Raw genomic sequence first — 25974 nt, 5'->3', positions numbered from 1 at the left:
GAGGATATAAGACATGAAACAAAGAATTATTACGGCAGTCATTGCAATGGCCTTGTTTTTGCCAATCTTAATCTATGGAAATCTGCCTTTTCTGTTCTTAATTTACGCGATGGCTACCATTGCGCTTTATGAACTGATTAAGATGAAGAAGCTCCCGTTGATGACGATATCTACCCTGTTGTCATTCCTGATGCTATGGGTATTGCTCATTCCGGATGAGTTTGATTCGTTCTTTTCGATGATTCAATATGACAAAATGGATTTATTCATTATTGGCGCATTCTTGCTGCTAATTGTCACGGTTATCTCCAAAAATGCTTTCACATATGATGATGCGGCATTTTTACTGCTGTCAGTACTATACATAGGAATTTCCTTTTATTATTTCTACCATACGAGAGCAGGAGAAGCAGGACTTGCGACAATCTTATTTGTACTCGTCACAATCTGGGTAACGGATTCAGGTGCTTATTTCGTCGGCCGTTCACTTGGAAAAAGGAAGCTTTGGCCTGAGATTAGCCCGAACAAAACGGTTGAAGGGTTCTTTGGCGGAATTACATGTGCGATAATTGCATCGATTTTGTTCTATTTCTTCAATGTATTGGATTACAATATAGGTAAGATGATTATTGTCGCGCTCTTGATTGCCGTTTTCGGCCAATTAGGCGACCTTGTGCAATCTGCTTATAAAAGACATTATGGTGTGAAGGATGCCGGCAATATATTGCCGGGTCATGGCGGAATATTGGACAGGTTTGACAGCTTGCTGTTTGTCCTGCCAATCCTGCACTTCTTCATCTTTTAACGATATTATAGGAGACATGCTGGGAGAGGATTAGTTTTGAAGAACATCAATTTGCTAGGCGCAACAGGTTCGATTGGCATGCAGACAATCGATATCATTCGAAATCACCCTGAAGAATTTAAACTAACGGCTGTATCAGGAGGGCGGAATATTGATGGTATTCGGGCAATTGTAAGAGAGTTCAAACCTGAATTGGTTTCCGTTCTCAACAAAGAGGATGCTGACCGTTTAAAGAGTGAGTTTCAGAATGTGATCATCATGCATGGAGATGAAGGGCTGATTGAGACAGCTGTGTACCATAAAGGCGATGTGGTCGTAAATGCTGTCATGGGCAGCATTGGATTAATTCCTACGATGAAAGCAATGGAAGCCGGCAAGACGATTGCCCTTGCAAACAAGGAAACTCTCGTCACAGCCGGCCATATCGTTATGGCGGCATCAGAAAAGTATGGGACACCCATTCTTCCAGTAGATAGTGAGCACTCGGCTATTTTCCAAGCGCTGCAAGGGGAGAAAAGCAAAAATATCGAACGATTGATTATCACGGCCTCTGGCGGAAGCTTCCGGGATAAGACACGCGATGAGCTGACGAATGTAACCGTTCGGGACGCACTTAACCATCCGAACTGGTCAATGGGCGCAAAGATTACCATTGATTCAGCTACCATGATGAATAAAGGGCTTGAGGTTATTGAAGCCCATTGGCTATTTAATCTGCCATATGAGCAAATTGATGTGCTGCTTCATCAGGAAAGCATCATTCATTCCATGGTAGAATTCCATGATTCAAGTGTTATTGCTCAACTGGGAACACCTGATATGAGAGTGCCGATTCAATATGCACTCACCTATCCGGACCGACTGCCGCTTGTTTCGGCAAAAAGGCTTAATCTGGCTGATGCAGCAGCCTTGCATTTCAAAAAGATGGACTTTGACCGCTTTCCTTGTTTACAATACGCTTATGAAGCTGGCAAAGCAGGCGGTACGATGCCAACGGTTTTAAATGCTGCAAATGAAGCAGCAGTTGGCCTATTCTTAGGAGGAAAGATTCCTTTCTTGACGATTGAAAGTCTGATTGAGCAAGCGATGAAGCGACATAAGCTAATAGAAAACCCAGGACTTGAAACCATTCAAGAGGTCGATCAAGACACTAGAACGTATATCGAGTCACTATATTAAAAGGATGGTCGATTAAGTGCAAACAATAATAGCGTTTATCCTCATATTTGGCGGATTGGTGTTTTTCCATGAATTGGGCCATTTAATCTTTGCCAAGAGGGCAGGAATTCTTTGCCGTGAATTTGCCATTGGTTTTGGTCCGAAAATATTTACGATTACAAAGAATGAAACCGTCTATACCATTCGTCTCCTTCCTCTCGGGGGTTATGTCCGGATGGCAGGAGAGGATGCTGAAGCGATTGAATTGAAGCCTGGACATCGCATAGGTATTTTATGCAATGAAAAGGATGAAGTCGATAAGATCATTGTCACTAATAAGGATAAGTATCCTGAGGCGAGAATGATTGAAGTAGAAGAGGCGGACCTTGATCATCAATTGATTATTCGCGGTTATGAAGAAGGGGAGGAAGACTCCCTTAAGACCTTTAAGGTTCATCCGAAGGCCATTATCGTAGAGGATGGACTGGAGCTGCAAATAGCCCCTTATGACAGGCAGTTCTCTTCTAAGACAGTCGGACAGCGGGCATTGGCCATATTTGCGGGTCCGATGATGAATTTTGTGTTAGCTGCTGTCATTTTCATGATTATCGGGATGATTCAAGGCGTTGTCGTCAATGATCCTGTTTTAGGTAAATTGACAGAGGATGGTCCAGCCATCACCTCAGGATTGAAAGAAGGAGATGTCGTCAAGTCCATTAATGGAGATGAGATGGGATCTTGGGAAGAAATCCAAAAAACAATCCAGAAAAACGCCAATAATGAATTAGATTTCATTGTTGAACGTGATGGGGCAACAGAGGAATTGACCGTCACTCCTAAATTAGTGGAGGATGCAGCCGGTAAACGCGGCATTATCGGGGTATATGCCCCAACCGAAAAATCATTTGTGAAAGCGGTGGGCCACGGGTTTACGGAAACGTATTTGTGGACGAAACAGATCTTCATTATACTTGGAGACTTAGTAACAGGCGGTTTTGATATTGATCAATTATCCGGTCCTGTTGGTATTTATGTATCAACCGAGGAAGTGGCTAAATCAGGTACGATTTATTTATTGAAATGGGCAGGTGTATTGAGCATTAATCTAGGGATTATGAACCTGCTCCCGCTTCCGGCTCTTGATGGAGGGCGATTGCTGTTCATTGCCATCGAAGCTGTTCGAGGAAAGCCAATCGATAAGCAGAAGGAAGGAATTGTCCATTTTATTGGATTTGCCCTCTTGATGCTCTTGATGATTGTGGTAACATGGAATGATATACAGCGCTTCTTCTTTTAAAAGAGAAATGTGACGGAGGAACAGCAGGCAGGCTGGATTCCTTCAGAGCTTCTTAATAAACAAATCTTGATAGGGGCTGCGTAAAAGCCCCTATCATCTATGTATGAAGCCCAATTGTGATTGATAGAAAGGTGAAATGATAATGAGACAAAGTATGACGATTATCCCTACTTTGAGAGAGGTGCCGTCTGATGCTGAAGTAAAAAGCCATCAGCTTTTACTTCGTGCTGGATTTATGCGTCAAACAGCCAGCGGAATTTATAGCTACCTTCCGCTTGGATTAAAGGTAATTCAAAATGTAGAAAAAATCATCCGTGAAGAGATGGAGCGAGCAGGAGCGGTAGAATTATTAATGCCGACCTTGCAGCAGGCTGAGCTGTGGCAGGAATCCGGCAGATGGAATTCCTACGGACCGGAGCTTATGCGCATGCATGACCGCCATAATCGTGAGTTTGCTCTTGGGCCGACACATGAGGAGGTCATTACAAGCCTTCTTCGCGATGAGGTTAAATCCTACAAGAAATTACCATTAACACTTTATCAGATTCAAACGAAATTCCGCGATGAAAAACGTCCTCGTTTCGGGTTGCTTCGCGGCAGAGAATTCATTATGAAGGACGCTTATTCCTTCCACTCAAGCCAAGAAAGCCTAGATGAGGTTTATGACCGCTTATTTACGGCATACTCCAATATCTTCAGTCGCTGCGGTTTGAATTTCCGTGCTGTCATTGCCGATTCTGGAGCAATGGGCGGTAAAGATACGCATGAGTTCATGGTTCTCTCAGAAATCGGTGAGGATACAATCGCGTATTCAGATACATCGACTTTCGCTGCCAACATCGAAATGGCGCCTGTTGTCAATACAGCCGTTAAAACTGGGGAAGCAGCAAAGGAATTAGAAAAAATCGAAACGCCAGATCAAAAAACGATTGAAGAAGTGTCCAGCTTCTTAAATGTACCGGCTGAGAAATGCATCAAAACATTGCTCTGGAAGGTTGATGACCAATTTGTTGTTGTATTGGTCAGAGGCGATCATGAATTGAATGATATTAAGCTCAAAAATATGTTCAATGCGGCAATCGTTGAACCGGCAACACCGGAAGAAACGAAAGAAATCCTTGGAGTCAGCTTCGGATCACTCGGGCCTGTCCACATGAAGACAAGCGATGTGAAGGTCGTGGCAGATGCAGCTGTTGAAATGATGGAAAATGCCGTATCCGGCGCCAATGAAGATGGATTCCATTATGTGAACGTCAATCCGGACCGCGATTTCCCATCCGTACAATATGAAGACTTGCGCTTCATTCAAGAGGGCGACCCTTCTCCAGATGGACAAGGAACCATTCAATTCGCAAAAGGGATTGAGGTTGGACATGTCTTCAAGCTTGGCACCCGTTATAGTGAATCCATGAACGGGATGATTCTTGATGAAAATGGACGTCAAAAGCCAATGATCATGGGCTGCTATGGAATTGGTGTATCCCGTACCGTTTCTGCCATTGCAGAACAATTCAATGATGATAAAGGCTTAATCTGGCCGGTAAATATTGCTCCATATCAAGTTCACCTGATTCCGGTGAATATGAAGGATGAAGCACAAAAGCAATTAGGTGAAGACTTATATGAACAGCTCTCTAGAGCGGGTTATGATGTGCTCATTGATGACCGCCCAGAGAGAGCGGGTGTTAAATTCGCTGATTCTGACCTAATTGGATTGCCGGTTCGTGTGACAGTCGGCAAGAAGGCATCTGAAGGCATTGTCGAAGTGAAGCTTAGAAAAAATGGCGAAAGCTTTGAGATTCCTGCAGGTGAATTACTTGAGCGTCTTAAGACCTTAATCGGCTGATAAAAAGCGATAATGATGGCTCTCCCTGGCAGGTCAGGGAGAGCCTATTCTTTCTTTTCAGGCTGTTGCCGATAATGGCGATAAAGTGAAACTTCCATCAGCGGGCATCTTCAAGCCCGCAGGTGGTTAGTAGAACCAATCGGGCACTTACGGACAGTTGAAGCCCGCCCTATATGCTTCTTGATTTCCTTATGGGTTTATAGGAAGGGGATATACTGTCCGTTAGTGCGGGATAAAGTGAAACTTCCATCAGCGGGCATCTTCAAGCCCGCAGGTGGTTAGTAGAACCAATCGGGCACTTACGGACAGTTGAAGCCCGCCCTATATGCTTCTTGATTTCCTTATGGTTAATAGGAGGAGGGATTACTGTCCGTTAGTGCGGGATAAAGTGAAACTTCCATCAGCGGGAGTTCTTCAAGCCCGTTTAGTGCGGGATAAATCGAACTGTATGGAAGATTGAATCTTTAAAGGACAGGCATTATCGAAAACAGACTTATGTTATAATGACTAGACGAGTATGAGAATGACTTTTGGGAGAGATTGATATGGAAGAGAATTCTCGCATGAAACAAGATAAATTCAGAACGCTTCTTCAACAGCTTCAGCTGACTGAAGATGCCGTCGTACAGCATTTTCATAACGCAGAAATTGAGAGAGTGGTCATAGAAAAGGTTGCCCGCAAATGGCATTTCTTCTTCAGCTTTGACCAAATCATTCCTTGCAGCGTATGGACACGCTTTACGACACAATTGATTCAATCCTTCTCACCAATCGCTTCTGTAGGGTATTCTGTAACGGTAAGAAATCCCTTGCCGTCAAAGGAATTAATTATAGAATATTGGAAGAATTGTATAGGAGAAATAGATGGCATCTCACCTGCAATCCTAGAGCTTCTTCATGGCCAAAGTCCTTCGGTTGAGGGGAATAAAATCATTATTAAGGCAAGGAATGAAGCAGAGGCAGGACAGCTGAAAAGAAAGTATGCCGGATTGATATCAGATGTGTATCAAGGCTTCGGCTTCCCGCCCCTTCAGCTGGATGCGGTTGTTGATTCCTCCATTTTCAGTGATGAGATGGAAATCTTCAGGAAGAAAAAGCAAGAAGAGGACGAAGCGAAAGCAATGCAGGCCGTTCAAGAGATGCGAAAAGCGGCTGAATCGAAGGATGATGCCCCAATTGATGATGGACCGCTTGTCATTGGGTATAAGATTAAGCCTGATGCGGATTTCAAGGCAATCGATGAGATTGTGGAGGAAGAACGCCGCATTGCCATTGAAGGATATGTATTTGATGCAGAGACTCGTGAATTAAAGAGCGGACGGACACTGCTTACCTTCAAGATTACCGATTATACAAACAGTATCCTTGTAAAGGTGTTCTCTCGTGATAAAGAGGATGCTGTTCAATTGGCACGCGTGAAAAAAGGCATGTGGATGAGGGTGCAAGGAAGTGTGCAAAATGACACCTTCGTTCGTGACTTAGTCATGATTGCCAATGATATTAATGAAATCGCCGGCAAACAGCGTGTTGACCAAGCACCTGAGGGAGAAAAGCGTGTTGAGCTTCACCTTCATACACCGATGAGTCAAATGGATGCCGTTACTCCTGTCTCAGCCCTTGTTGCACAGGCAGCGAAATGGGGTCATCCGGCGGTTGCCGTCACCGATCATGCCGTTGCTCAGTCCTTCCCTGAGGCTTATTCAGCCGGTAAGAAGAACGGAATCAAGATTCTGTACGGGGTTGAGGTTAACTTGATTGATGATGGTGTGCCGATTGCCTATAACCCGCAGGATCTCGTATTAGAGGACAGCACCTATGTCGTTTTTGACGTTGAAACGACAGGTTTATCGGCCATTTATGACACAATCATTGAGCTTGCTGCTGTTAAGATGAAAAACGGAGAAATCATTGACCGTTTTGAGTCATTTGCCAACCCGCACCATAAGCTGTCTTCAACGACCATTAATTTAACGGGCATTACGGACGATCTTGTTGAAAATGCTCCAGAGGTCGATGAGGTACTGACAAAATTCAAGGATTGGGCCGGAGACAGCATTTTTGTTGCCCATAACGCAAGCTTTGATATGGGCTTCTTGAACATGGGCTATAAGAAGCTGAATTTCGGCAAAGCCGAAAATCCGGTTATTGACACGCTTGAATTAGCACGTTTCCTCTATCCGGATATGAAGAACCACCGCTTGAACAATTTGGCGAAGAAATTCGATGTCGAGCTCGTTCAGCATCACCGTGCCATCTATGATGCTGAAACGACCGGACATTTGCTCATGAAAATGCTGAAGGATGCTAATGAGAAAGGCATCGTTAACCATAATCAGCTGAATGACAATATGGGGAAAGGCAAGGCCTTCCAGCGGGCAAGACCATACCATTGCACCTTGCTTGCGCAAACCCAGGAGGGCTTGAAGAATTTATTCAAGCTTGTCTCCATCGCTCATTTGAATTATTTCTATCGTGTGCCGCGTCTGCCTAGGTCTATCCTGACGAAATACCGGGAAGGCATCCTAGTCGGTTCAGGCTGTGACCGCGGTGAAGTGTTTGAGAACATGATGCAGAAATCCTTTGAAGAGGCAGAGGAAGCAGCTGAGTTTTATGATTATCTTGAGGTACATCCGAAGGAGGTCTATGCGCCTCTGATTGAAATGGAGCTTGTGCGTAATGATAAAGCACTTGAATCCATCATTGCGAATATCGTGAAAATCGGCGAAAGACAAAATAAACCGGTTGTGGCGACGGGTAATGTTCATTATTTAAACCCGAACGATAAGATCTACCGCAAGATTTTGATTAACTCGCAGGGTGGTGCCAATCCGTTGAACCGCCATTCCTTGCCGGATGTTCATTTCCGCACGACAGATGAAATGCTCCGCGCGTTCTCTTTCCTTGGTGAGGAAAAAGCAAAGGAAATCGTTGTCTCCAATACACATAAGGTCGCAGATATGATTGAAGAGATCAAGCCAATCAAGGATGACTTATATACACCGAAGATTGAAGGAGCGGATGAAGAAATTCGTTCCATGAGTTATGGCAGGGCAAGAATGATTTATGGGGAGAACCTGCCGGAAATTGTTGAAGCACGACTTGAGAAAGAATTGAAGAGTATCATCGGCCATGGGTTCGCCGTTATTTATTTGATTTCGCATAAGCTTGTTAAGAAGTCGCTTGATGATGGATACCTCGTTGGTTCCCGTGGTTCAGTCGGGTCTTCCTTTGTTGCGACAATGACAGAGATCACCGAGGTAAATCCGCTTCCGCCGCATTATGTATGTCCGAAATGCAAGCAATCGGAATTCTTTAATGACGGTTCCGTCGGCTCTGGATTTGACCTTCCTGATAAGGAATGTCCGGATTGCCATGTGCCGTACATTAAAGATGGACATGACATTCCGTTTGAAACATTCCTAGGGTTTAAAGGAGATAAGGTACCAGATATTGACTTGAACTTCTCAGGTGAATATCAGCCGCAGGCCCACAATTATACGAAGGTATTGTTCGGGGAAGATTATGTGTACCGTGCGGGAACAATCGGTACGGTCGCAGAGAAAACAGCCTATGGCTATGTCCGCGGTTACGCTAATGATAATAATCTTCATCTTCGTTCAGCTGAGACGGATCGTTTAGTCAGCGGCTGTACAGGTGTTAAGCGGACAACTGGTCAGCACCCGGGCGGGATTATCGTTGTACCTGATTATATGGACATCTATGATTTCACCCCTATTCAATACCCGGCGGATGATAGTGATTCAGAGTGGAGAACGACCCACTTTGATTTCCACTCCATCCACGATAATATTTTGAAGCTGGATATACTGGGACACGATGACCCGACCGTTATCCGGATGCTTCAGGATTTAAGCGGCATCGATCCAAAGACGATTCCAACGGATGATCCGGAAGTCATGAAGATCTTCAGCTCGCCGGAGGTGCTCGGTGTCACGGAAGAGCAAATTAATTGTAAGACCGGTACGCTCGGCGTTCCTGAATTCGGGACACGATTCGTCCGCCAAATGCTTGAGGATACAAAACCAACTACATTTGCGGAGCTTGTTCAGATTTCCGGTCTATCCCATGGAACAGATGTATGGCTAGGCAATGCCCAGGAGCTCATTCAGGAGAATATTTGTAACCTGAGCGAGGTTATCGGCTGCCGTGATGACATTATGGTCTACTTGATCTACCAAGGGCTGGAGCCATCCCTTGCCTTCAAGATTATGGAGTCCGTTCGTAAGGGGAAAGGACTGACAGAGGATATGGAAGAAGAAATGCTTAAGAACAAAGTTCCGGCTTGGTATATTGGGTCCTGTAAAAAGATTAAATACATGTTCCCGAAAGCCCATGCCGCGGCCTATGTCCTTATGGCGGTTCGGATTGCCTATTTCAAAGTCCATCATCCGCTTCTCTACTATGCGGCATACTTTACAGTCAGGGCGGAGGATTTCGATATTGATGCCATGGTGAAGGGATCTCAAATGATTCGTTCCCGTATCGATGAGATCAACCAAAAGGGTCTTGATGCGAGCACGAAGGAGAAGAACTTGATGACGGTGCTTGAGATAGCCTTGGAGATGTGTGAGCGCGGATTCAGCTTCCAGAAGGTAGATTTGTACCGCTCAAGCGCAACAGAATTTATCATTGACGGGAATACGCTGATCCCGCCGTTTAATTCGATACCAGGACTTGGTACGAATGCTGCCTATAATATTGTGAAAGCTAGAGAAACAGGCGAATTCTTATCCAAGGAAGACTTGCAGCAAAGAGGTAAGGTATCAAAAACTATCTTAGAATACTTGGATAATCATGGATGCCTTGAAAATATGCCAGATCAAAACCAGCTATCCTTGTTCTAGGAAAGGCACGGTTATTTGCAAATTCGATAACTTTATGTTATATTCAAGTAAGAATTACTGCTGATACGTATGTGCTAAAGAGTGGGGAAACCCACTCTTTCGTTTGTATTAGGATGATATTCAGTCGCATACATAGGCCGTAAAGGAGTGAAGGTATGAGCAAGAAAGTAACAGAGATCGTCGAGGAGATGGCTGCCCCGATCCTTGAAGAGTTAAACCTCGAGCTCGTGGAAGTTGAATATGTTAAAGAGGGCAGAAATTGGTTCCTTAGAGTGTATATCGATAAGGACGGAGGCGTGGATATTGAGGAATGCGGCCTCGTTTCTGAGAAGCTGAGTGAACAGCTGGATGAAAAGGACCCTATTTCCAATAATTATTTCCTAGAGGTTTCTTCACCAGGGGCAGAGCGTCCTTTGAAGAAAGACCAGGATTATATAAAGGCAATCGGCAAGAATGTCCATGTCAAAACGTATGAGCCGATTGACAATGAGAAAGAGTTTGAAGGCACCCTGAAGGATTTTGACGGTTCTCAGGTTACGCTTGAAATCAAAATTAAAACACGTAAAAAGGAACTTGTCATTCCCTATGATAAGATTGCAAAGGCAAGACTTGCCGTCAGCTTTTCATAAGGGGTAGATTTTAGGAGGGGATTAGTAAGATGAGTAATGAATTACTCGATGCACTGACCATTTTAGAAAAGGAAAAAGGCATTTCAAGAGATGTTCTTGTAGAAGCCATTGAAGCTGCTCTTGTATCAGCATACAAAAGAAACTTTAATCAAGCGCAAAACGTTCGCGTGGATTTCAATTTAATGAATGGATCCATGAGAGTGTTTGCTCGTAAAGAAATTGTGGATGAAGTATTTGACTCCCGTCTTGAAATTTCCCTTGATGAGGCTAAAGGCATCAATCCAAACTATGAGCTTGAAGATGTAGTCGAACTTGAGGTTACGCCAAAGAACTTTGGCCGCATCGCAGCACAAACAGCTAAACAGGTCGTCACACAGCGTGTCCGTGAAGCTGAAAGAGGAATCGTCTATAACGAATTCATTGATCGTGAAGAGGATATCATGACAGGCATTGTCCAACGTCGTGATTCTAAATATATTTATGTGGCTCTTGGCAAAACGGAGGCTTTGCTACCAGCAAATGAGCAAATGCCAAACGAAAGCTACCAGCCGCACGAGCGCTACAAAGTATTCCTGACTAAGGTGGAGAAAACATCTAAAGGGCCGCAAATCTTTGTATCCCGTACACACCCAGGATTATTAAAGCGCTTGTTTGAGCTTGAAGTGCCTGAGATTTTCGATGGTACGGTTGAAATCAAATCTGTTGCACGTGAAGCGGGTGACCGTTCTAAGATCTCCGTGTATTCTGATAATCCAGAAGTTGACCCGGTCGGTGCATGTGTTGGTCCAAAAGGGCAGCGTGTCCAAGCGATCGTCAACGAATTAAAAGGCGAGAAAATCGATATTGTTAAATGGTCTGAAGATCCTGTCGTATTCGTTGCGAATGCACTTAGCCCTTCTAAGGTGCTTGAGGTCATCGTGAATGAAGAGGAAAAAGCTACTACAGTTATCGTACCAGACTATCAATTATCACTCGCTATCGGAAAACGCGGTCAAAATGCCCGCCTTGCTGCGAAGCTGACAGGCTGGAAGATTGACATCAAGAGTGAAACAGATGCGCGTGAAGCAGGTATCTACCCTGTCGTGCGTGACAATGAAGAAGAAGAAATGGAATTCACCGGGTTCACATTTGGACTCGATGACGATAGTGAAGAGTAAAAAGTATTGGTGAGGTGATGATGGTGAACAACCGTAAAAAGATACCATTAAGGAAATGTATCGGCACCGGTGAAATGAAGCCAAAGAAAGAAATGATCCGGATTGTTCGTTCCAAGGAAGGAGAGGTATCAATTGATCCAACCGGGAAGAAATCCGGCCGTGGAGCCTATTTGAGCCTTTCTGAGGAAGCCATTAACGCTGCCAAAAAGAAAAACAGCCTGTCAAATCATTTAGATGCTGACGTGCCTGCTTCCATTTATGATGAACTATTGGAACTGGCGGCTAAGGAGAAAAAATGACGACAATGAACAAGAAGTGGATGTCCCTTTTGGGACTCGCATATCGAGCGAGAAAAGTTATTTCCGGGGAAGAATTGGTCATAAAGGAAATTCGTTCCAATCGGGCGAAATTGGTTTTATTATCAATGGATGCTTCTGTTAATACGGAAAAGAAAATCACCGACAAATGTCATTTTTACGGAGTGCCGCTTCGAAAGGTCCAAGATCGTTCCATGCTTGGAGAAGCAATTGGAAAAGAAGCGAGAGTGGTCGTCTCCGTACAAGATGAGGGATTTGCACAGAAATTAAACTCCTTGCTCGATTAACTAATTCGGGGGTGAAGGAATGGGTAAAGTACGTGTATATGAATATGCGAAGAAGAACAATGTGTCTAGTAAAGTAGTGATTAATAAACTGAAGGATATGGGGATTGAGGTCTCGAATCACATGACGGCCTTGGAAGATAATGCAGTTGAAAGGCTTGAAAAGCTGTTCAATCCTGCATCATCAAAGTCCCAGTCTTCTCCAGCTGCTCAAACTAGAGACAATCAACACCAGAACCAAAACCGAGTGAATCAAAACGGGCAGCAAAAAAAGCCGCAGACAAATCGAAGCGGCCAAGCAAATACCAGACCTGCAGCGAGTGCAGCACAAGGTCAAAGGCAAAACCAATCTGGGGGAAGAAACAACCAGAATTCAACAAATAATAATAATACAAAGAATAAACCGGCAACTAAGGGTAATGAAGGGAAAAAAAGCGTGCAAGATAATCAAAGAAGAGGAAACTTCAAAAATAACAGAAATAATAAAAATAAACGTGGCAATCAACGTCACCAAAATAAATCACAGCATCAGCCAACTCCAAGGAAAGAACGTGAATTACCAGAAAAAATCACGTTTACAGAATCACTTTCTGTCCTTGAACTAAGTAAAAAAATTCACCGTGAGCCGAGTGAAATCATCAAGAAATTATTCATGCTTGGTGTAATGGCAACCATTAACCAAGAACTGGATAAGGACGCGATTGAATTAATCTGTGCAGACTACGGTGTAGAAGTAGAAGAAATCATCAAAGTCGATGTTACTGACCTTGAAGCGGTCATTGCAGACGATGAAAATCCAGAAGAAAATACGGTGGAACGCCCAGCAGTCGTTACGATTATGGGACACGTTGACCATGGGAAAACAACCTTGCTTGATGCCATCCGTAATACAAAGGTAACGGAAGGCGAAGCAGGCGGTATTACCCAGCATATTGGTGCCTACCAAGTAGAAGTAGACGGCAAGAAGATTACCTTCCTTGATACACCAGGACACGCCGCCTTTACTACGATGCGTGCACGTGGTGCTCAAGTAACAGATATCACGATTATTGTCGTTGCAGCAGACGATGGTGTTATGCCGCAAACGATTGAAGCAATCAACCATGCAAAAGCTGCAGAAGTGCCAATCATCGTTGCTGTCAATAAAATGGATAAAGAAGGTGCCAACCCTGATCGCGTGAAACAGGAATTGGTGGAAAATGGCCTAGTACCAGAAGAGTGGGGCGGGGATACTATCTTTGTTCCGATGTCTGCTAAAAAAGGCGAAGGAATCGATCAATTGCTTGAAATGATCTTGCTTGTCAGCGAGGTAAATGAATATAAAGCCAATCCTAATCGTAAAGCAATCGGTACCGTTATTGAAGCAGAGCTTGATAAAGGCCGCGGTTCAGTAGCGACACTGTTGGTGCAAAATGGAACACTTCGCGTTGGTGATCCAATCGTTGTCGGCGATACGTTCGGTAAAGTACGTGCAATGGTCAATGATTTAGGCCGCCGTGTGAAAGAAGCCGGCCCATCTACTCCAATTGAAATCACTGGATTGAACGAAGTGCCGCAAGCAGGCGACCGCTTTGTTGTCTTTAGTGATGAGAAGACTGCTCGTCAAGTCGGGGAAGCTCGTGCACAGAAACAATTGCTTGCTTCTCGTAATGAAAGCTCCCGCGTGACGCTTGAAAACTTGTTTGACCAGCTTAAACAAGGGGAAGTTAAAGAAATTAACATCATCGTTAAAGGTGACGTACAAGGCTCTGTTGAGGCTGTAGCCGCTTCTCTTCAAAAGATTGAAGTAGAAGGCGTGAAAGTGAAAATCATCCATGCTGGTGTAGGGGCGATCACTGAATCTGATATCATCCTTGCAGCTGCATCCAATGCGATTGTCATCGGATTTAACGTTAGACCTGATGCTAACGCAAAACGCGCTGCTGAATCTGAAAAAGTGGACGTACGTCTTCACCGTATTATCTATAAAGCGATTGAAGAGATTGAAGCTGCGATGAAAGGGATGCTTGACCCTGAATATGAAGAAAAAGTCATCGGGCAAGCAGAGGTTCGCCAAACGATTAAAATCTCTAAAGTCGGTACGATTGCCGGAAGCTATGTGACTGACGGTAAAATCACGCGTAACAGCGGAATCCGCCTTATTCGTGAAGGAATCGTTATCTTTGAAGGAGAGCTAGATACGCTTAAACGCTTTAAAGATGATGTGAAAGAAGTCGCTCAAGGCTATGAGTGCGGTATCACAATCAAGAACTTCAATGACATTAAAGAAGGCGACGTTATTGAAGCCTATGTCATGGAGGAAATCAAACGAGCATGATTGGCGCCGCAGAATGTGAATGTCTGATTCCTGATGTGCATTCATTAAAGGAAAAGAGAGCAGTTCTGCAAAGGGTCATCCCCCGTTTGAAACAAAAATTCAACGCTTCTGTTGCAGAAGTGGACTTTCAGGATACATGGCAGCGAACGGTGATCGCCATCGTCGTTGTCTCCTCCTCTAAGGTCTCTACGGAAAGGGAATTACAAAGAGCTATTGCTTATTTGGATTCTTTCCCGGAAATCGAACGTACAGTTACATCAATAGAATGGTTTTAAAAGAGGTGAAAATATGAGCCTTAGATCGACCCGTGTTGGGGAACAAATGAAAAAAGAACTTAGCGATATCCTTGGTCGTAAGCTAAAAGACCCGAGGGTAGGATTTGTGACGGTCACTGATGTTGAAGTATCAGGCGATCTTCAGCAGGCAAAAGTGTATATCTCTGTTTTGGGAGACGCTGAAAAGAGAGAGGATACGCTTAAAGGCCTTGAGAAAGCAAAGGGATTCATCCGCTCCGAGCTTGGACAGCGTATTCGTCTGCGCAAGACGCCGGAATTGCTGTTTGAATTCGATGAATCCATCGATTATGGAAATCGAATCGAAAGCCTTCTCCACCAAATTCATAAAGAAGAGAAGAATGAGGAAGAGTAGGATAGACATTTATGTCTATCCCTTTTCTGTGTGAGCGAAATTTTTTATGGAAATGATGTGATGAAGTGAGTGAATTAAATGGAATTCTCATTTTGAATAAGCCGGCAGGAGCGACCTCCCACGATTGCATTATTAAGGTGAGGAAGATTCTCAAAATGAAAAAGGTCGGACATACAGGGACCCTTGATCCCGATGTGACAGGTGTTCTGCCAATCTGCCTCGGAAAGGCTACACGGGTTGCAGAGTATATTACCGATGCCGGAAAGGAATACATAGGGGAAGTAACGCTTGGCTGGTCTACAACAACGGAGGATGCCTCAGGCGACATTGTCAGCGAGAAGAAAGTGGACAGGGTGATTAAGCGTGAAGAGATTCTAGCCATTTTCGACTCCTTGACAGGGGAAATTACGCAGACACCCCCCATCTATTCAGCGGTGAAGGTGAATGGAAAACGATTGTATGAGTATGCGTTAAAAGGCCAGGAGGTAGAGATCCCATCAAGAAAGGTGCGAATCTATGAGATAGAGCTTCTTGATGACAGAGATGTGTTCGAAGGGGACTCCATCTCGTTCAAATTCCGTGTCGCTTGCGGAAAAGGAACGTATATCCGAACCTTATCCTGCATGATTGGTGAACAATTAGGCTTTCCCGCACATATGTCTAAATTAGTCCGTTCGAGGTCGGCGCGCTTCACACTGGAGGATGCCATCAGCTTAGAGCGCTTGAGCGAACTAGCAGAAAATGGGGAAGTCCAGAGCGTTTTAAGACCTATTGAAGAAGGAATCGTGGACCTGCCAAGGCTTCAGGTGTCTCCAGACATTGCCTCAAGGGTTCAAAATGGCGCTGTTCTGTCTGAACGCGATCTCCTGGCAGGGGAAATACAAAGTCCTTTTGCGGTTTTGAATGAACAGGAAAAACTCTTGGCTGTCTATCAGCATCATCCGGAGAAGAAAGGGTTATGCAAACCTGTTAAAGTTATACCAAATGTATAGTAAACTATTGGTGGAGACTAGATAAAAGGGGAATCATTATGCAAATAATCAAGATTCATCATCCCCATACATTTAAAGGGGATGAATTTCCCCCGTTAGCCATTGCCCTTGGCTATTTTGACGGTGTTCACACAGGGCACCGCCAAGTCATACAAACGGCTATAGAAGCGGGAAAGGAAAAAGGACTTCAGACGGCTGTCATGACTTTTGACCCTCATCCGTCCGTTATATTAAATAAGGAAGTCAAGCATGTCAGACAGTTAACGCCCATGAATGAGAAAGTGGCTCTCATCGAGCAAATGGGGATTGATTATTTATTTATCGTTCATTTTACGAAGGAATTTGCAAGCCTGAGTCCGGAGGCTTTCGTGAAGGAATATTTAATTTCCTTGAATGTGAAGCATATCGTGGCTGGATTTGACTATACGTATGGGCATCGCGGCAAAGGGACAATGGAAGACCTCCCAATGTATACACATGGACAAATCGCTCAGACGATTGTTTCCAAGCAGGAGCTTGACTCCGAGAAAATAAGCTCAACAAGAATACGCAAGGAGCTTATAAGCGGGAATGTGGAAGAGACGGCACGCCTCTTGGGAAGACCATTCAATGTGAAGGGACAGGTGGTTGACGGGGAGAAGAGAGGGCGTCTGCTCGGCTTTCCGACAGCCAATGTGGAAGTCGACCCTGATTATTATTTGCCTGGTGTGGGTGTGTATTGTGTACGAATGCTCGTAAAAGGAGCATGGCATAATGGCATTTGTAATGTAGGGTACAAGCCGACCTTCCACTCTGAGAAAGAGGAGATTCCGACCGTTGAGGTCCATCTATTAGATTTTGAGGATCATATATATGGTGAGGAAGTCACTGTTAAATGGTGTACACGAATTCGTGATGAGAAGAAGTTTGAAGGTCTCGATGCCCTCATTGCCCAGCTGGAGCAGGATAAAAGGTTTGCAGCTGAATATTTCGAAAACTTTTAAGCACTTGCTTTTTCAAGCAGATAGTAGTATTCTAGTAAACGTATCAAATGAACCTTTCCTTGGCAGTGCGCATCACCAACGCCCGCTCAGGAACAGGGGATTGAAAAATTAGGAGGTGAATTAGGATGGCATTAACGCAAGAGCGTAAAAATCAGATCATCAATGAGTACAAAACTCATGAGAGCGACACTGGGTCTCCAGAAGTTCAGATCGCTGTCCTTACTGAACAAATCAACACTTTAAACGAACACTTACGCACACACAAGAAAGATCACCACTCTCGTCGTGGCCTTTTGAAAATGGTAGGTAAACGTCGTAACTTACTTACTTATTTGCGTAACAAAGACGTTACTCGTTATCGCGAATTAATCAACAAGCTTGGTTTACGTCGATAATCTACTCAGAAAAAGCGGGATTTATCCCGCTTTTTTGTTATACATAGAGGGTAATGAACCACTTTGTGGACACTTTAGCTTTTTAAACTGGGCAACAATAGAGTATACTAATAGTAATTTGGTGTTAAAATCCCACTTTTGTCTGTCAAGGACAAGATATTAGGATAAATTATGCAAGCTTAACGCAGTAGAGAGGAGTAATAGAAGAAATGGAGCAAACAAAACGCACATTTTCTTTAGATTGGGCAGGCCGTCCATTGACGGTTGAAATTGGCCAATTAGCAAAGCAGGCTAATGGCGCTGCCTTAATTCGATATGGCGACTCGGCAGTATTAAGTACAGCCGTAGCGTCAAAAGAACCAAAAAATATTGATTTCTTCCCATTAACAGTAAGTTATGAAGAGAAATTATATGCAGTAGGGAAAATCCCGGGAGGATTTATTAAACGAGAGGGCAGACCAAGTGAAAAGGCTGTTTTAACAAGCCGCTTGATTGACCGCCCGATTCGCCCTTTATTCGCAGATGGATTCAGAAATGACGTCCAGGTTGTCAGCATGGTCTTATCTGTCGATCAAGACTGTCCGACTGAGATGGCCGCTATGTTTGGTTCTTCTCTTGCTTTATGTGTATCAGACATTCCGTTTGAAGGTCCGATTGCAGGAGTCATTGTCGGCCGAGTAGATGGCAAATTCGTTATTAACCCAACGATTGAACAGCTTGATAAGAGCGATATTCACCTGACTGTTGCAGGAACGATGGATGCTATTAACATGGTTGAAGCCGGCGCAGATGAAGTTCCGGAAGAAACGATGCTAGAGGCGATTATGTTCGGACATGAAGAAATCAAGAAATTGATTAAATTCCAACAGGAAATCGTTGAGGCAGTCGGTAAAGAAAAACGTGAAATCGTCCTTTATGAATTAGATGCTGCATTGGTTGATGAAGTCAAAGGCATGTGTCTAGAGGAGATGAACGGTGCCGTTCAGGTACAGGAAAAACATGCACGTGAGGATGCTATTTCCGCTGTGAAAGATAAGGTCCTTGCTGTATTTGAAGAAAGAGAAGCAGATGAGGATACGCTGAAACAAGTAAAAGAAATCCTCAGTAAATTAGTAAAAGATGAAGTTCGCCGTTTAATTACGGAAGAAAAGGTTCGTCCAGACGGAAGAAATCCAGAAGAGATTCGTCCGCTATCATCTGAAGTCGGCCTCCTGCCTCGTACACATGGTTCAGGTCTCTTCACACGCGGACAAACACAGGCGCTTTCCATCGCAACGCTTGGTGCTCTTGGAGACGTTCAAATTCTTGATGGCTTAGGCTTAGAAGAATCCAAACGATTCATGCATCATTATAACTTCCCGCATTTCTCTGTCGGTGAAACTGGACCAATCAGAGGACCAGGCAGACGGGAAATTGGTCATGGTGCATTGGGAGAAAGAGCTCTGGAGCCGGTTATTCCTAATGAAAATGATTTCCCGTATACCATTCGTCTTGTATCTGAGGTACTTGAATCTAATGGTTCTACATCACAAGCAAGTATTTGTGCGAGTACGCTTGCCCTTATGGACGCAGGTGTACCGATTAAAGCACCGGTTGCCGGTATTGCAATGGGCCTTGTTAAACAAGGTGAGCATTATACCGTCCTATCTGATATTCAAGGTATGGAAGACCATCTCGGCGACATGGACTTTAAAGTGGCTGGAACGAAAAAAGGTGTTACAGCCTTACAAATGGATATTAAGATTGCTGGACTTACCCGTGAGATCCTCGAAGAAGCTCTCATGCAGGCTCAAAAAGGACGCAACCATATTCTTGAACATTTAATGGGTACACTTGACCAGCCGCGTAATCAGCTTTCCCAATATGCTCCGAAGATCTTGACTATGACAATCAAGCCGGATAAAATCCGCGATGTCATTGGACCAAGCGGTAAGCAAATCAACAAAATTATCGAAGAAACTGGCGTTAAGATTGATATCGAGCAGGATGGTACAGTCTATATCGCTTCTACCGACCAAGAGATGAATGAGAAAGCGAAGAGCATCATTGAAGATATCGTGCGTGAGGTAGAAGTTGGCCAAATGTATTTAGGTACCGTCAAGCGCATTGAGAAATTCGGCTGCTTCGTTGAAATCTTTAAAGGAAAAGATGGTCTTGTTCATATTTCTGAACTAGCTGAAGAACGTGTCGGCAAAGTAGAGGATGTCGTGAAGATTGGCGACGAAATTCTTGTTAAAGTTACAGAAATCGATCGACAAGGCAGAGTAAATCTTTCAAGAAAAGCAGTATTGAAAGAGCAAAAAGAAAAAGCAGAACAGCAGTAAATGCAATTGACGGCTAGGAGACATATGTTTCCTAGCCTTTTCATTCATCCTATGAAAGTGAATAGCTGCTTATACGCATTCTATAGAGACTGACTAACAATATCGCTGCCAAGCTATTCTCCCGCATAGAAAGTTCTAACATGTCCACCTCCCTCATACATTTTCCTTATAGGGGGGAGAACGTGTTGAATAAAAAATTGTCGCAATTTCTTGCAATATGTGCCATTGGCAGTTTATCATGGGTGTTGGTGCAAAATTCATGGACAGAAAGCTATCTGACAGGAATGAAAAAAGAATCATCTGTCCCTGCAGCTGCTGTTCAAGACCGTTTGCATGAAGAAATCCAGCAGGCTGCAGAGAAATATAGCGAAAAGCCAGTGGATGCTGTTGTCGATCGCGTTTGGAAAAAGACACCCGGGTATAATGGAATAGAGATAGATGTTGATAAATCCTATAAAAAAATGAAAGCAAAGGGTAAATTCAAGGAGAATATGCTTGTCTTCAAAGAAATAGCCCCCTCTGTTCATTTACAGGATTTGCCGCCATCACCGATTTACAGAGCAAACCCTAATAAATCTTCCGTTTCTTTTATTATCAATGTGGCATGGGGGAACGAATACATAGACTCAATGTTAGACACATTAAAAAAGCATCATATTAAGGCAACATTTTCCCTTGAAGGACGATGGGTCAAGAATAACCCGGAAATGGCTAGAGCCATTGCGAAAGAAGGTCATGAGCTTGGCAATCATTCCTATACACATCCTGATATGCAAAGGCTCTCCATGCAAGCTGCGGTGAAGGAAATCGTGGATACGAACAAGGTCATCGAGGAGGTCACAGGGACCAAGCCGGCATTGTTTGGACCGCCGAGCGGAAGCTTTAACGATACGACTGTCAAAGCTGCAGCAAGTGTGGGAATGGAAACCATTCTTTGGACAGTGGATACGGTGGATTGGAGAAAACCGACACCTGAGGCCTTAATCAACAGGGTAGTTCCCAAGCTTCATAACGGAGCTCTAGTACTGATGCATCCGACTGACTCGACAGCAAAATCACTCGAGACATTAATCACATCTATTGAGAAAACCTATGTGATCGTTCCTGTCGGAGAGGCACTTTTGGAGGATAGAATCAGACGATAAGGGTGTTTCTTGATGATTGGGTAAATATTCTCTTATTTAGGGTGGAATGTTTATACATAATGGGTATGTTTATAAGAAGAGCAACATGAATAGGAGGAAGAATCGTTGATAACTAAATATACATGTCAAAATGGCGTTCGCGTAGTATTAGAACCCATCCCGACAGTTCGCTCAGTAGCGATTGGAATATGGATTAAAACGGGCTCACGAAACGAAGGCCCGATTAATAATGGTATTTCCCATTTCTTGGAGCATATGTTTTTCAAGGGGACAACTACACGTACAGCGAAAGAAATTGCTGAATCATTTGATCGTATCGGCGGGCAAGTCAATGCCTTCACATCCAAGGAATACACATGCTATTATGCGAAGGTGCTCGATGACCATGCTGACTACGCACTTGATGTGCTTGGCGATATGTTTTTCAACTCTACCTTCGCTAAAGAAGAACTGAAAAAAGAAAAGAATGTCGTATGTGAAGAAATCAAAATGTATGAAGATACACCAGATGACATCGTGCATGATTTATTGAGTCAAGCTGTTTTTGAGAAGCATCCGCTAGGGTATCCGATACTCGGAACAGAAGAAGTGCTTGATACGATTACGACAGATACATTAAAGCAATATGTTTACGATCACTATACCCCTGATAAGGTTGTCATATCAGTTGCCGGTAATGTAACGGAGGCTTTCGTCAAACAGGTAGAAGCCCTGTTTGGACATTATGAAGGCGGAAAGGCAAGACCGGAGCTTGAGAAGCCGTCCTTCCATGCGAATAAGCTCGTCCGTAAGAAAGATACGGAACAATCACATCTTTGTCTAGGCTATAATGGCTATGATGTTGGCCATGAGAATATCTACAGCCTCATAATCTTAAATAATGTACTCGGGGGCTCTATGAGCAGCCGTCTCTTCCAAAGTGTGCGAGAAGAGCGCGGACTTGCCTACAGCGTATACTCTTATCATACTTCGTACCAGGATAATGGTCTTGTGGTCGTATACGGCGGAACAGGAGCGAATCAGGTGAAGGAGCTGTTCACCACCATTCAATCTACATTGGATGTTCTCTCAAACGAAGGCATTACAGCAAAAGAATTAGAGAACTCTAAAGAGCAGCTTAAAGGCAGCTTAATGCTAAGCCTTGAAAGCACGAACAGCAGAATGAGCCGTAATGGCAAAAATGAATTATTATTGGGTCGTCACCGCTCGCTCGATGATATCATTGAATTAATCGACAAGGTTACAATCGACAGTGTAGATCAATGTATTAATGATGTGTTCAAGGGTCCTTATGCGGCAGCTCTCATTGGTCCGCAGGATACATGGAATTTATAATCTGAAATATCAGCAGGCGCTGCAGGCTTTCATAAAGCCGTGCTGCCTGCTTTTTTTGTGCTTGTCTAACGTTTCCCCTGGATAAGGAAAAAAACCTTCTAAACAGGCTTGAACGCCATATAGATAGTTATATAGATCATCTGGCAGAAAGAAGGGAAAGCATGAAGCTGAGTGAATTAAGCGGGAAAGAAATCGTGGATGTGAAGCGCGCTGAAAGATTGGGTGTTTTAGGGCAGACTGATCTTGAAATTAATGAATTAACGGGCCAGATAACGGCTTTAATTATCCCCTCTGGCAAATGGTTTGGTTTCCGTAAGCAGGGCAATGAGGTGAGGGTGCCGTGGTCGCATATCCAAAAGATTGGCACAGATATGATTATCATTGATATTCCGTCAAATGGAGAATTTCAAGGAGAATAGAATGCAGCAGCCGAAAAAACGCCGAGGGGCGTTTTTTTGTTTGTCTATAAATAGCACCCCTTCAGGAAATGGTCATATGATGTGAGAGAACTATATGCACTTAGTGAAAGACTGTGTCAAAGCATGTTTCATTTGTATTGATAGATGACGGCTTCAAAGGGTTGAGAAGAAAAGCCATAAGACCTTTTGAAAAGCGGCGTCATCCATTTGGCTAAACACAACCAAACAAAGAAGAAGGTGAACCTCCTCCATGCTCACAGGGATGCAGATTGCTGTCCTTGGCGGAGATGCCAGGCAGCTTGAAGTAATTCGAAAGTTGACAGAATTGGATGCAAAAGTGTATTTGACTGGATTTGAACAATTGGCACATGCCTATACAGGGGCGGTGAAGGAAGGGCTTGAGGACCTGCCTGTAGGTGAGTTGGATGCAATCATTTTGCCGGTCGCAGGGACCAATATGGAAGGGAAAATTGAAACGATTTTCTCCAACAAACAAGTCGTTCTGACAGAAAGCTTCCTAAACAATACACCTGAGCACTGCACCATATATTCCGGAATCAGCAATGATTATTTAACAGAAGTCACTGCCAAAACAAACCGAAAGCTCATCCAACTCTTTGAAAGAAACGATGTAGCCATCTATAACTCCATTCCAACAGTTGAGGGTGCAATCATGATGGCAATCCAGCATACCGATTTTACCATTCATGGTTCAAATGTCATTGTGTTAGGTTTGGGCAGAACAGGAATGAGTGTGGCGCGAAGCTTTCATGCCCTCGGAGGTAAGGTCAAGGTTGGCGCCAGGAAAACAGAGCATATTGCCCGGATAACGGAAATGGGACTAACTCCTTTCTTTACGGCTGATTTAGAGAAGGAAGTAGAGAATGTGGATATTTGTATTAATACGATTCCGCATAAAATTATTACGGCCAATGTCCTCGCCAAAATGCCTTCACGTACATTAATTATCGACCTAGCCTCAAAGCCTGGAGGGACCGATTTCCGTTATGCTGAAAAAAGAGGCATAAAAGCCATTCTGGCACCAGGATTGCCGGGTATTGTTGCTCCAAAGACAGCCGGAAAAATCCTGGCCAATGTCCTTGGACAGCTATTGTATGAGGAACATGAGATAGGAAAGGGGAAACAATCATGAAAATCAGCGGCAAGCGAATCGGCTTTGGTTTAACAGGCTCCCATTGTACTTACGATGAAGTCTATCCACAAATTGAAAACTTGGTAAATGAGGGAGCGGAGGTTATTCCTGTTGTGACCCATACCGTGAAAAATACAGATACGAGATTTGGAAAAGGAGAGGACTGGATAGCTAGAATTGAAAAGCTGACGAATCGTAAAGTCATTGATACAATTGTAGATGCAGAGCCTCTTGGTCCGAAGATGCCGCTCGACTGCATGGTCATTGCCCCAATGACTGGAGTTTCTATGAGTAAATTTGCCAATGCGCAAAATGATTCACCAGTACTGATGGCAGCAAAGGCGACATTACGTAATCACCGCCCAGTTGTACTTGGTATCTCGACGAATGATGCTCTTGGTCTTAATGGGGTTAATTTGATGAGATTATTGAGTACGAAGGACATTTTCTTCATTCCATTTGGCCAGGATGATCCTTATAAGAAACCGAACTCAATGGTGGCAAGAATGGAAAGTTTGATTGAGACAGTCGAACATGCGTTGGAGATGAAGCAAATCCAGCCAATTTTAATCGAAAGATTCTCCTGAAAACCGCGATAATCGACAAAAATATAGTATAATAGGTTTTTAAAAGAACTATTTGCTATCTGCTTTGAAAAATGTTGCTCTTTTTCGTAATGGATATGATAATAGTTGTGATAATTATTTAAATCTTTACTACAGATATAGTGCAAAATTCTATCTATAATTGCTCAAGGAAGGGGTAACAAACAAATGACGCAAAAACTATTCCATGTGGCTGTCGTAGGCGCAACAGGCGCAGTCGGACAGCAAATGATTGAGACACTCCAAAAAAGAAACTTCCCAATTGGGGAAATTAGTTTATTATCCTCTTCTCGTTCTGCTGGAAAAGAGATTGAATTTAATGGGAAAAAGGTTACTGTACAGGAAGCTCGCCCAGAAAGCTTTGAAGGCGTAGATATCGCCTTATTCAGCGCAGGGGGAAGCATCTCGAAAAAACTTGCTCCTGAAGCAGTTAAGCGCGGGGCAATCGTAGTTGATAATACAAGTGCTTTTCGTATGGATGAGAATGTACCGCTTGTGGTGCCTGAGGTGAATGAAGAGGACCTCCGCGGACATAATGGAATCATCGCCAATCCGAATTGTTCCACCATACAAATGGTAGCGGCACTAGAGCCGATCCGTCAGGCATACGGACTGAAGAAGGTTGTCGTTTCAACCTATCAGGCTGTTTCTGGAGCGGGTGCTGCTGCGATTGAGGAATTAAATAATCAGACAAGGGCAATTCTCGGCCAAGAGGAGCCAAAAGCAGAGATCCTTCCGGTTAAGGGAGCAGAGAAGCATTACCAAATTGCGTTCAATGCCATTCCCCAAATCGATGTCTTTACCGATAACGGATTTACGTTTGAAGAGATGAAGATGATCAATGAAACAAAGAAAATCATGCATATGCCGGAATTGAAAGTATCTGCCACATGTGTGAGATTGCCGATTGCAGTCGGCCATTCAGAATCCGTTTATATTGAAATTGACAAGGACGGAGTCACAGCTGAACAGATTAAGTCACTTCTTAAAGAAGCGCCAGGTATTGTCCTGCAGGATAACCCTGAAAATCAAGAATATCCGATGCCGGCTGATTGTGTTGGCAAGAACGATGTATTTGTAGGTCGTGTGCGGAAAGATTTGGATGAGGAGAAAGGATTCCATATGTGGGTCGTTTCCGATAATCTATTAAAAGGGGCAGCGTGGAACTCTGTTCAAATTGCTGAGAGTCTTGTTCGTTTAGGAATTGTCAACTAATGAATAGATGCGCCAGCCGAGCTTTTGCATAAGGCTCAGGGTTGGATGTTTTAAACCATTAATCAACAATGTATATCTGGCCTTT

At 43.8% G+C, this 25974-nt stretch carries 22 protein-coding genes; all 22 read left to right on the top strand.

Translation table 11 applies throughout. The annotated features are described in order from the left end of the window. Positions 1 to 13 precede the first annotated feature (13 nt). Positions 14 to 805 (top strand): phosphatidate cytidylyltransferase, encoded by a 792-nt coding sequence (locus AC622_RS12745; protein WP_049671400.1) that lies wholly within the window; start codon positions 14 to 16, stop codon positions 803 to 805. A gap of 36 nt (positions 806 to 841) precedes the next feature. Beyond that, the gene (gene dxr / locus AC622_RS12740) at positions 842 to 1984 is read left to right on the top strand and encodes a 1-deoxy-D-xylulose-5-phosphate reductoisomerase (RefSeq protein ID WP_049671399.1); all 1143 of its coding nucleotides are present in this window, start codon (positions 842 to 844) and stop codon (positions 1982 to 1984) included. 16 nt (positions 1985 to 2000) lie between these two features. After that, positions 2001 to 3260, top strand: coding sequence for an RIP metalloprotease RseP (gene rseP / locus AC622_RS12735; protein ID WP_049671398.1), 1260 nt, complete (start codon positions 2001 to 2003; stop codon positions 3258 to 3260). 142 nt (positions 3261 to 3402) lie between these two features. Further along, positions 3403 to 5106, top strand: a complete 1704-nt coding sequence (locus tag AC622_RS12730) for a proline--tRNA ligase (protein WP_049671397.1) — start codon at positions 3403 to 3405, stop codon at positions 5104 to 5106. Between the two features lie 545 nt (positions 5107 to 5651). After that, entirely contained in the window at positions 5652 to 9971 is a 4320-nt protein-coding gene (locus tag AC622_RS12725) for a PolC-type DNA polymerase III (protein ID WP_049671396.1), read from the top strand. A 155-nt stretch (positions 9972 to 10126) separates the two neighbouring features. Then, a complete protein-coding gene (rimP, locus tag AC622_RS12720; protein ID WP_049671395.1) occupies positions 10127 to 10600 on the top strand; it encodes a ribosome maturation factor RimP in 474 nt (157 codons plus the stop codon). 29 nt (positions 10601 to 10629) lie between these two features. After that, the gene (nusA, locus tag AC622_RS12715) at positions 10630 to 11757 is read left to right on the top strand and encodes a transcription termination factor NusA (protein WP_049671394.1); all 1128 of its coding nucleotides are present in this window, start codon (positions 10630 to 10632) and stop codon (positions 11755 to 11757) included. Positions 11758 to 11780: 23 nt separating this feature from the next. Further along, a complete protein-coding gene (gene rnpM / locus AC622_RS12710) occupies positions 11781 to 12056 on the top strand; it encodes an RNase P modulator RnpM (protein ID WP_049672952.1) in 276 nt (91 codons plus the stop codon). 5 nt (positions 12057 to 12061) lie between these two features. Next, entirely contained in the window at positions 12062 to 12361 is a 300-nt protein-coding gene (locus AC622_RS12705) for a YlxQ family RNA-binding protein (protein ID WP_049672951.1), read from the top strand. Positions 12362 to 12380: 19 nt separating this feature from the next. Then, complete coding sequence (gene infB, locus AC622_RS12700; protein WP_049671393.1) at positions 12381 to 14675, top strand: translation initiation factor IF-2; 2295 nt, start codon at positions 12381 to 12383, stop codon at positions 14673 to 14675. Continuing rightward, a complete protein-coding gene (locus AC622_RS12695; RefSeq protein WP_049671392.1) occupies positions 14672 to 14950 on the top strand; it encodes a DUF503 domain-containing protein in 279 nt (92 codons plus the stop codon). The genes infB and AC622_RS12695 overlap by 4 nt, the downstream gene beginning before the upstream one ends. A gap of 13 nt (positions 14951 to 14963) precedes the next feature. After that, on the top strand, positions 14964 to 15323 hold the full coding sequence (rbfA, locus tag AC622_RS12690; RefSeq protein ID WP_049671391.1) for a 30S ribosome-binding factor RbfA: 360 nt from the start codon (positions 14964 to 14966) through the stop codon (positions 15321 to 15323). Positions 15324 to 15388: 65 nt separating this feature from the next. Continuing rightward, complete coding sequence (truB, locus tag AC622_RS12685) at positions 15389 to 16315, top strand: tRNA pseudouridine(55) synthase TruB (protein ID WP_049671390.1); 927 nt, start codon at positions 15389 to 15391, stop codon at positions 16313 to 16315. Between the two features lie 38 nt (positions 16316 to 16353). Next, entirely contained in the window at positions 16354 to 17298 is a 945-nt protein-coding gene (locus tag AC622_RS12680) for a bifunctional riboflavin kinase/FAD synthetase (protein WP_049671389.1), read from the top strand. Between the two features lie 125 nt (positions 17299 to 17423). Then, positions 17424 to 17693 (top strand): 30S ribosomal protein S15, encoded by a 270-nt coding sequence (gene rpsO / locus AC622_RS12675; protein WP_049671388.1) that lies wholly within the window; start codon positions 17424 to 17426, stop codon positions 17691 to 17693. 209 nt (positions 17694 to 17902) lie between these two features. Further along, positions 17903 to 20017 (top strand): polyribonucleotide nucleotidyltransferase, encoded by a 2115-nt coding sequence (pnp, locus tag AC622_RS12670; protein ID WP_049671387.1) that lies wholly within the window; start codon positions 17903 to 17905, stop codon positions 20015 to 20017. Positions 20018 to 20199: 182 nt separating this feature from the next. Beyond that, positions 20200 to 21162, top strand: coding sequence for a polysaccharide deacetylase family protein (locus AC622_RS12665; RefSeq protein WP_442853806.1), 963 nt, complete (start codon positions 20200 to 20202; stop codon positions 21160 to 21162). Between the two features lie 105 nt (positions 21163 to 21267). Further along, positions 21268 to 22497, top strand: a complete 1230-nt coding sequence (locus AC622_RS12660) for a M16 family metallopeptidase (RefSeq protein ID WP_049671386.1) — start codon at positions 21268 to 21270, stop codon at positions 22495 to 22497. A 161-nt stretch (positions 22498 to 22658) separates the two neighbouring features. Further along, the gene (locus tag AC622_RS12655; RefSeq protein ID WP_049671385.1) at positions 22659 to 22916 is read left to right on the top strand and encodes a YlmC/YmxH family sporulation protein; all 258 of its coding nucleotides are present in this window, start codon (positions 22659 to 22661) and stop codon (positions 22914 to 22916) included. Positions 22917 to 23166: 250 nt separating this feature from the next. Further along, positions 23167 to 24069 carry a dipicolinic acid synthetase subunit A gene (gene dpaA, locus AC622_RS12650; RefSeq protein WP_049671384.1) on the top strand — a complete coding sequence of 301 codons (903 nt, stop codon included), beginning with the start codon at positions 23167 to 23169 and terminating at the stop codon, positions 24067 to 24069. Then, on the top strand, positions 24066 to 24656 hold the full coding sequence (gene dpaB, locus AC622_RS12645; RefSeq protein WP_049671383.1) for a dipicolinate synthase subunit B: 591 nt from the start codon (positions 24066 to 24068) through the stop codon (positions 24654 to 24656). The genes dpaA and dpaB overlap by 4 nt, the downstream gene beginning before the upstream one ends. 186 nt (positions 24657 to 24842) lie before the next feature. Further along, positions 24843 to 25889, top strand: a complete 1047-nt coding sequence (gene asd / locus AC622_RS12640) for an aspartate-semialdehyde dehydrogenase (protein WP_049671382.1) — start codon at positions 24843 to 24845, stop codon at positions 25887 to 25889. Positions 25890 to 25974: the final 85 nt, after the last annotated feature.

This window comes from Bacillus sp. FJAT-27916 (genome assembly GCF_001183965.1).
Taxonomy (GTDB): domain Bacteria; phylum Bacillota; class Bacilli; order Bacillales; family Pradoshiaceae; genus Pradoshia.
Note: the sequence above shows the minus strand (reverse complement) of the source record. Positions and strands in the feature narration are given on the sequence as shown.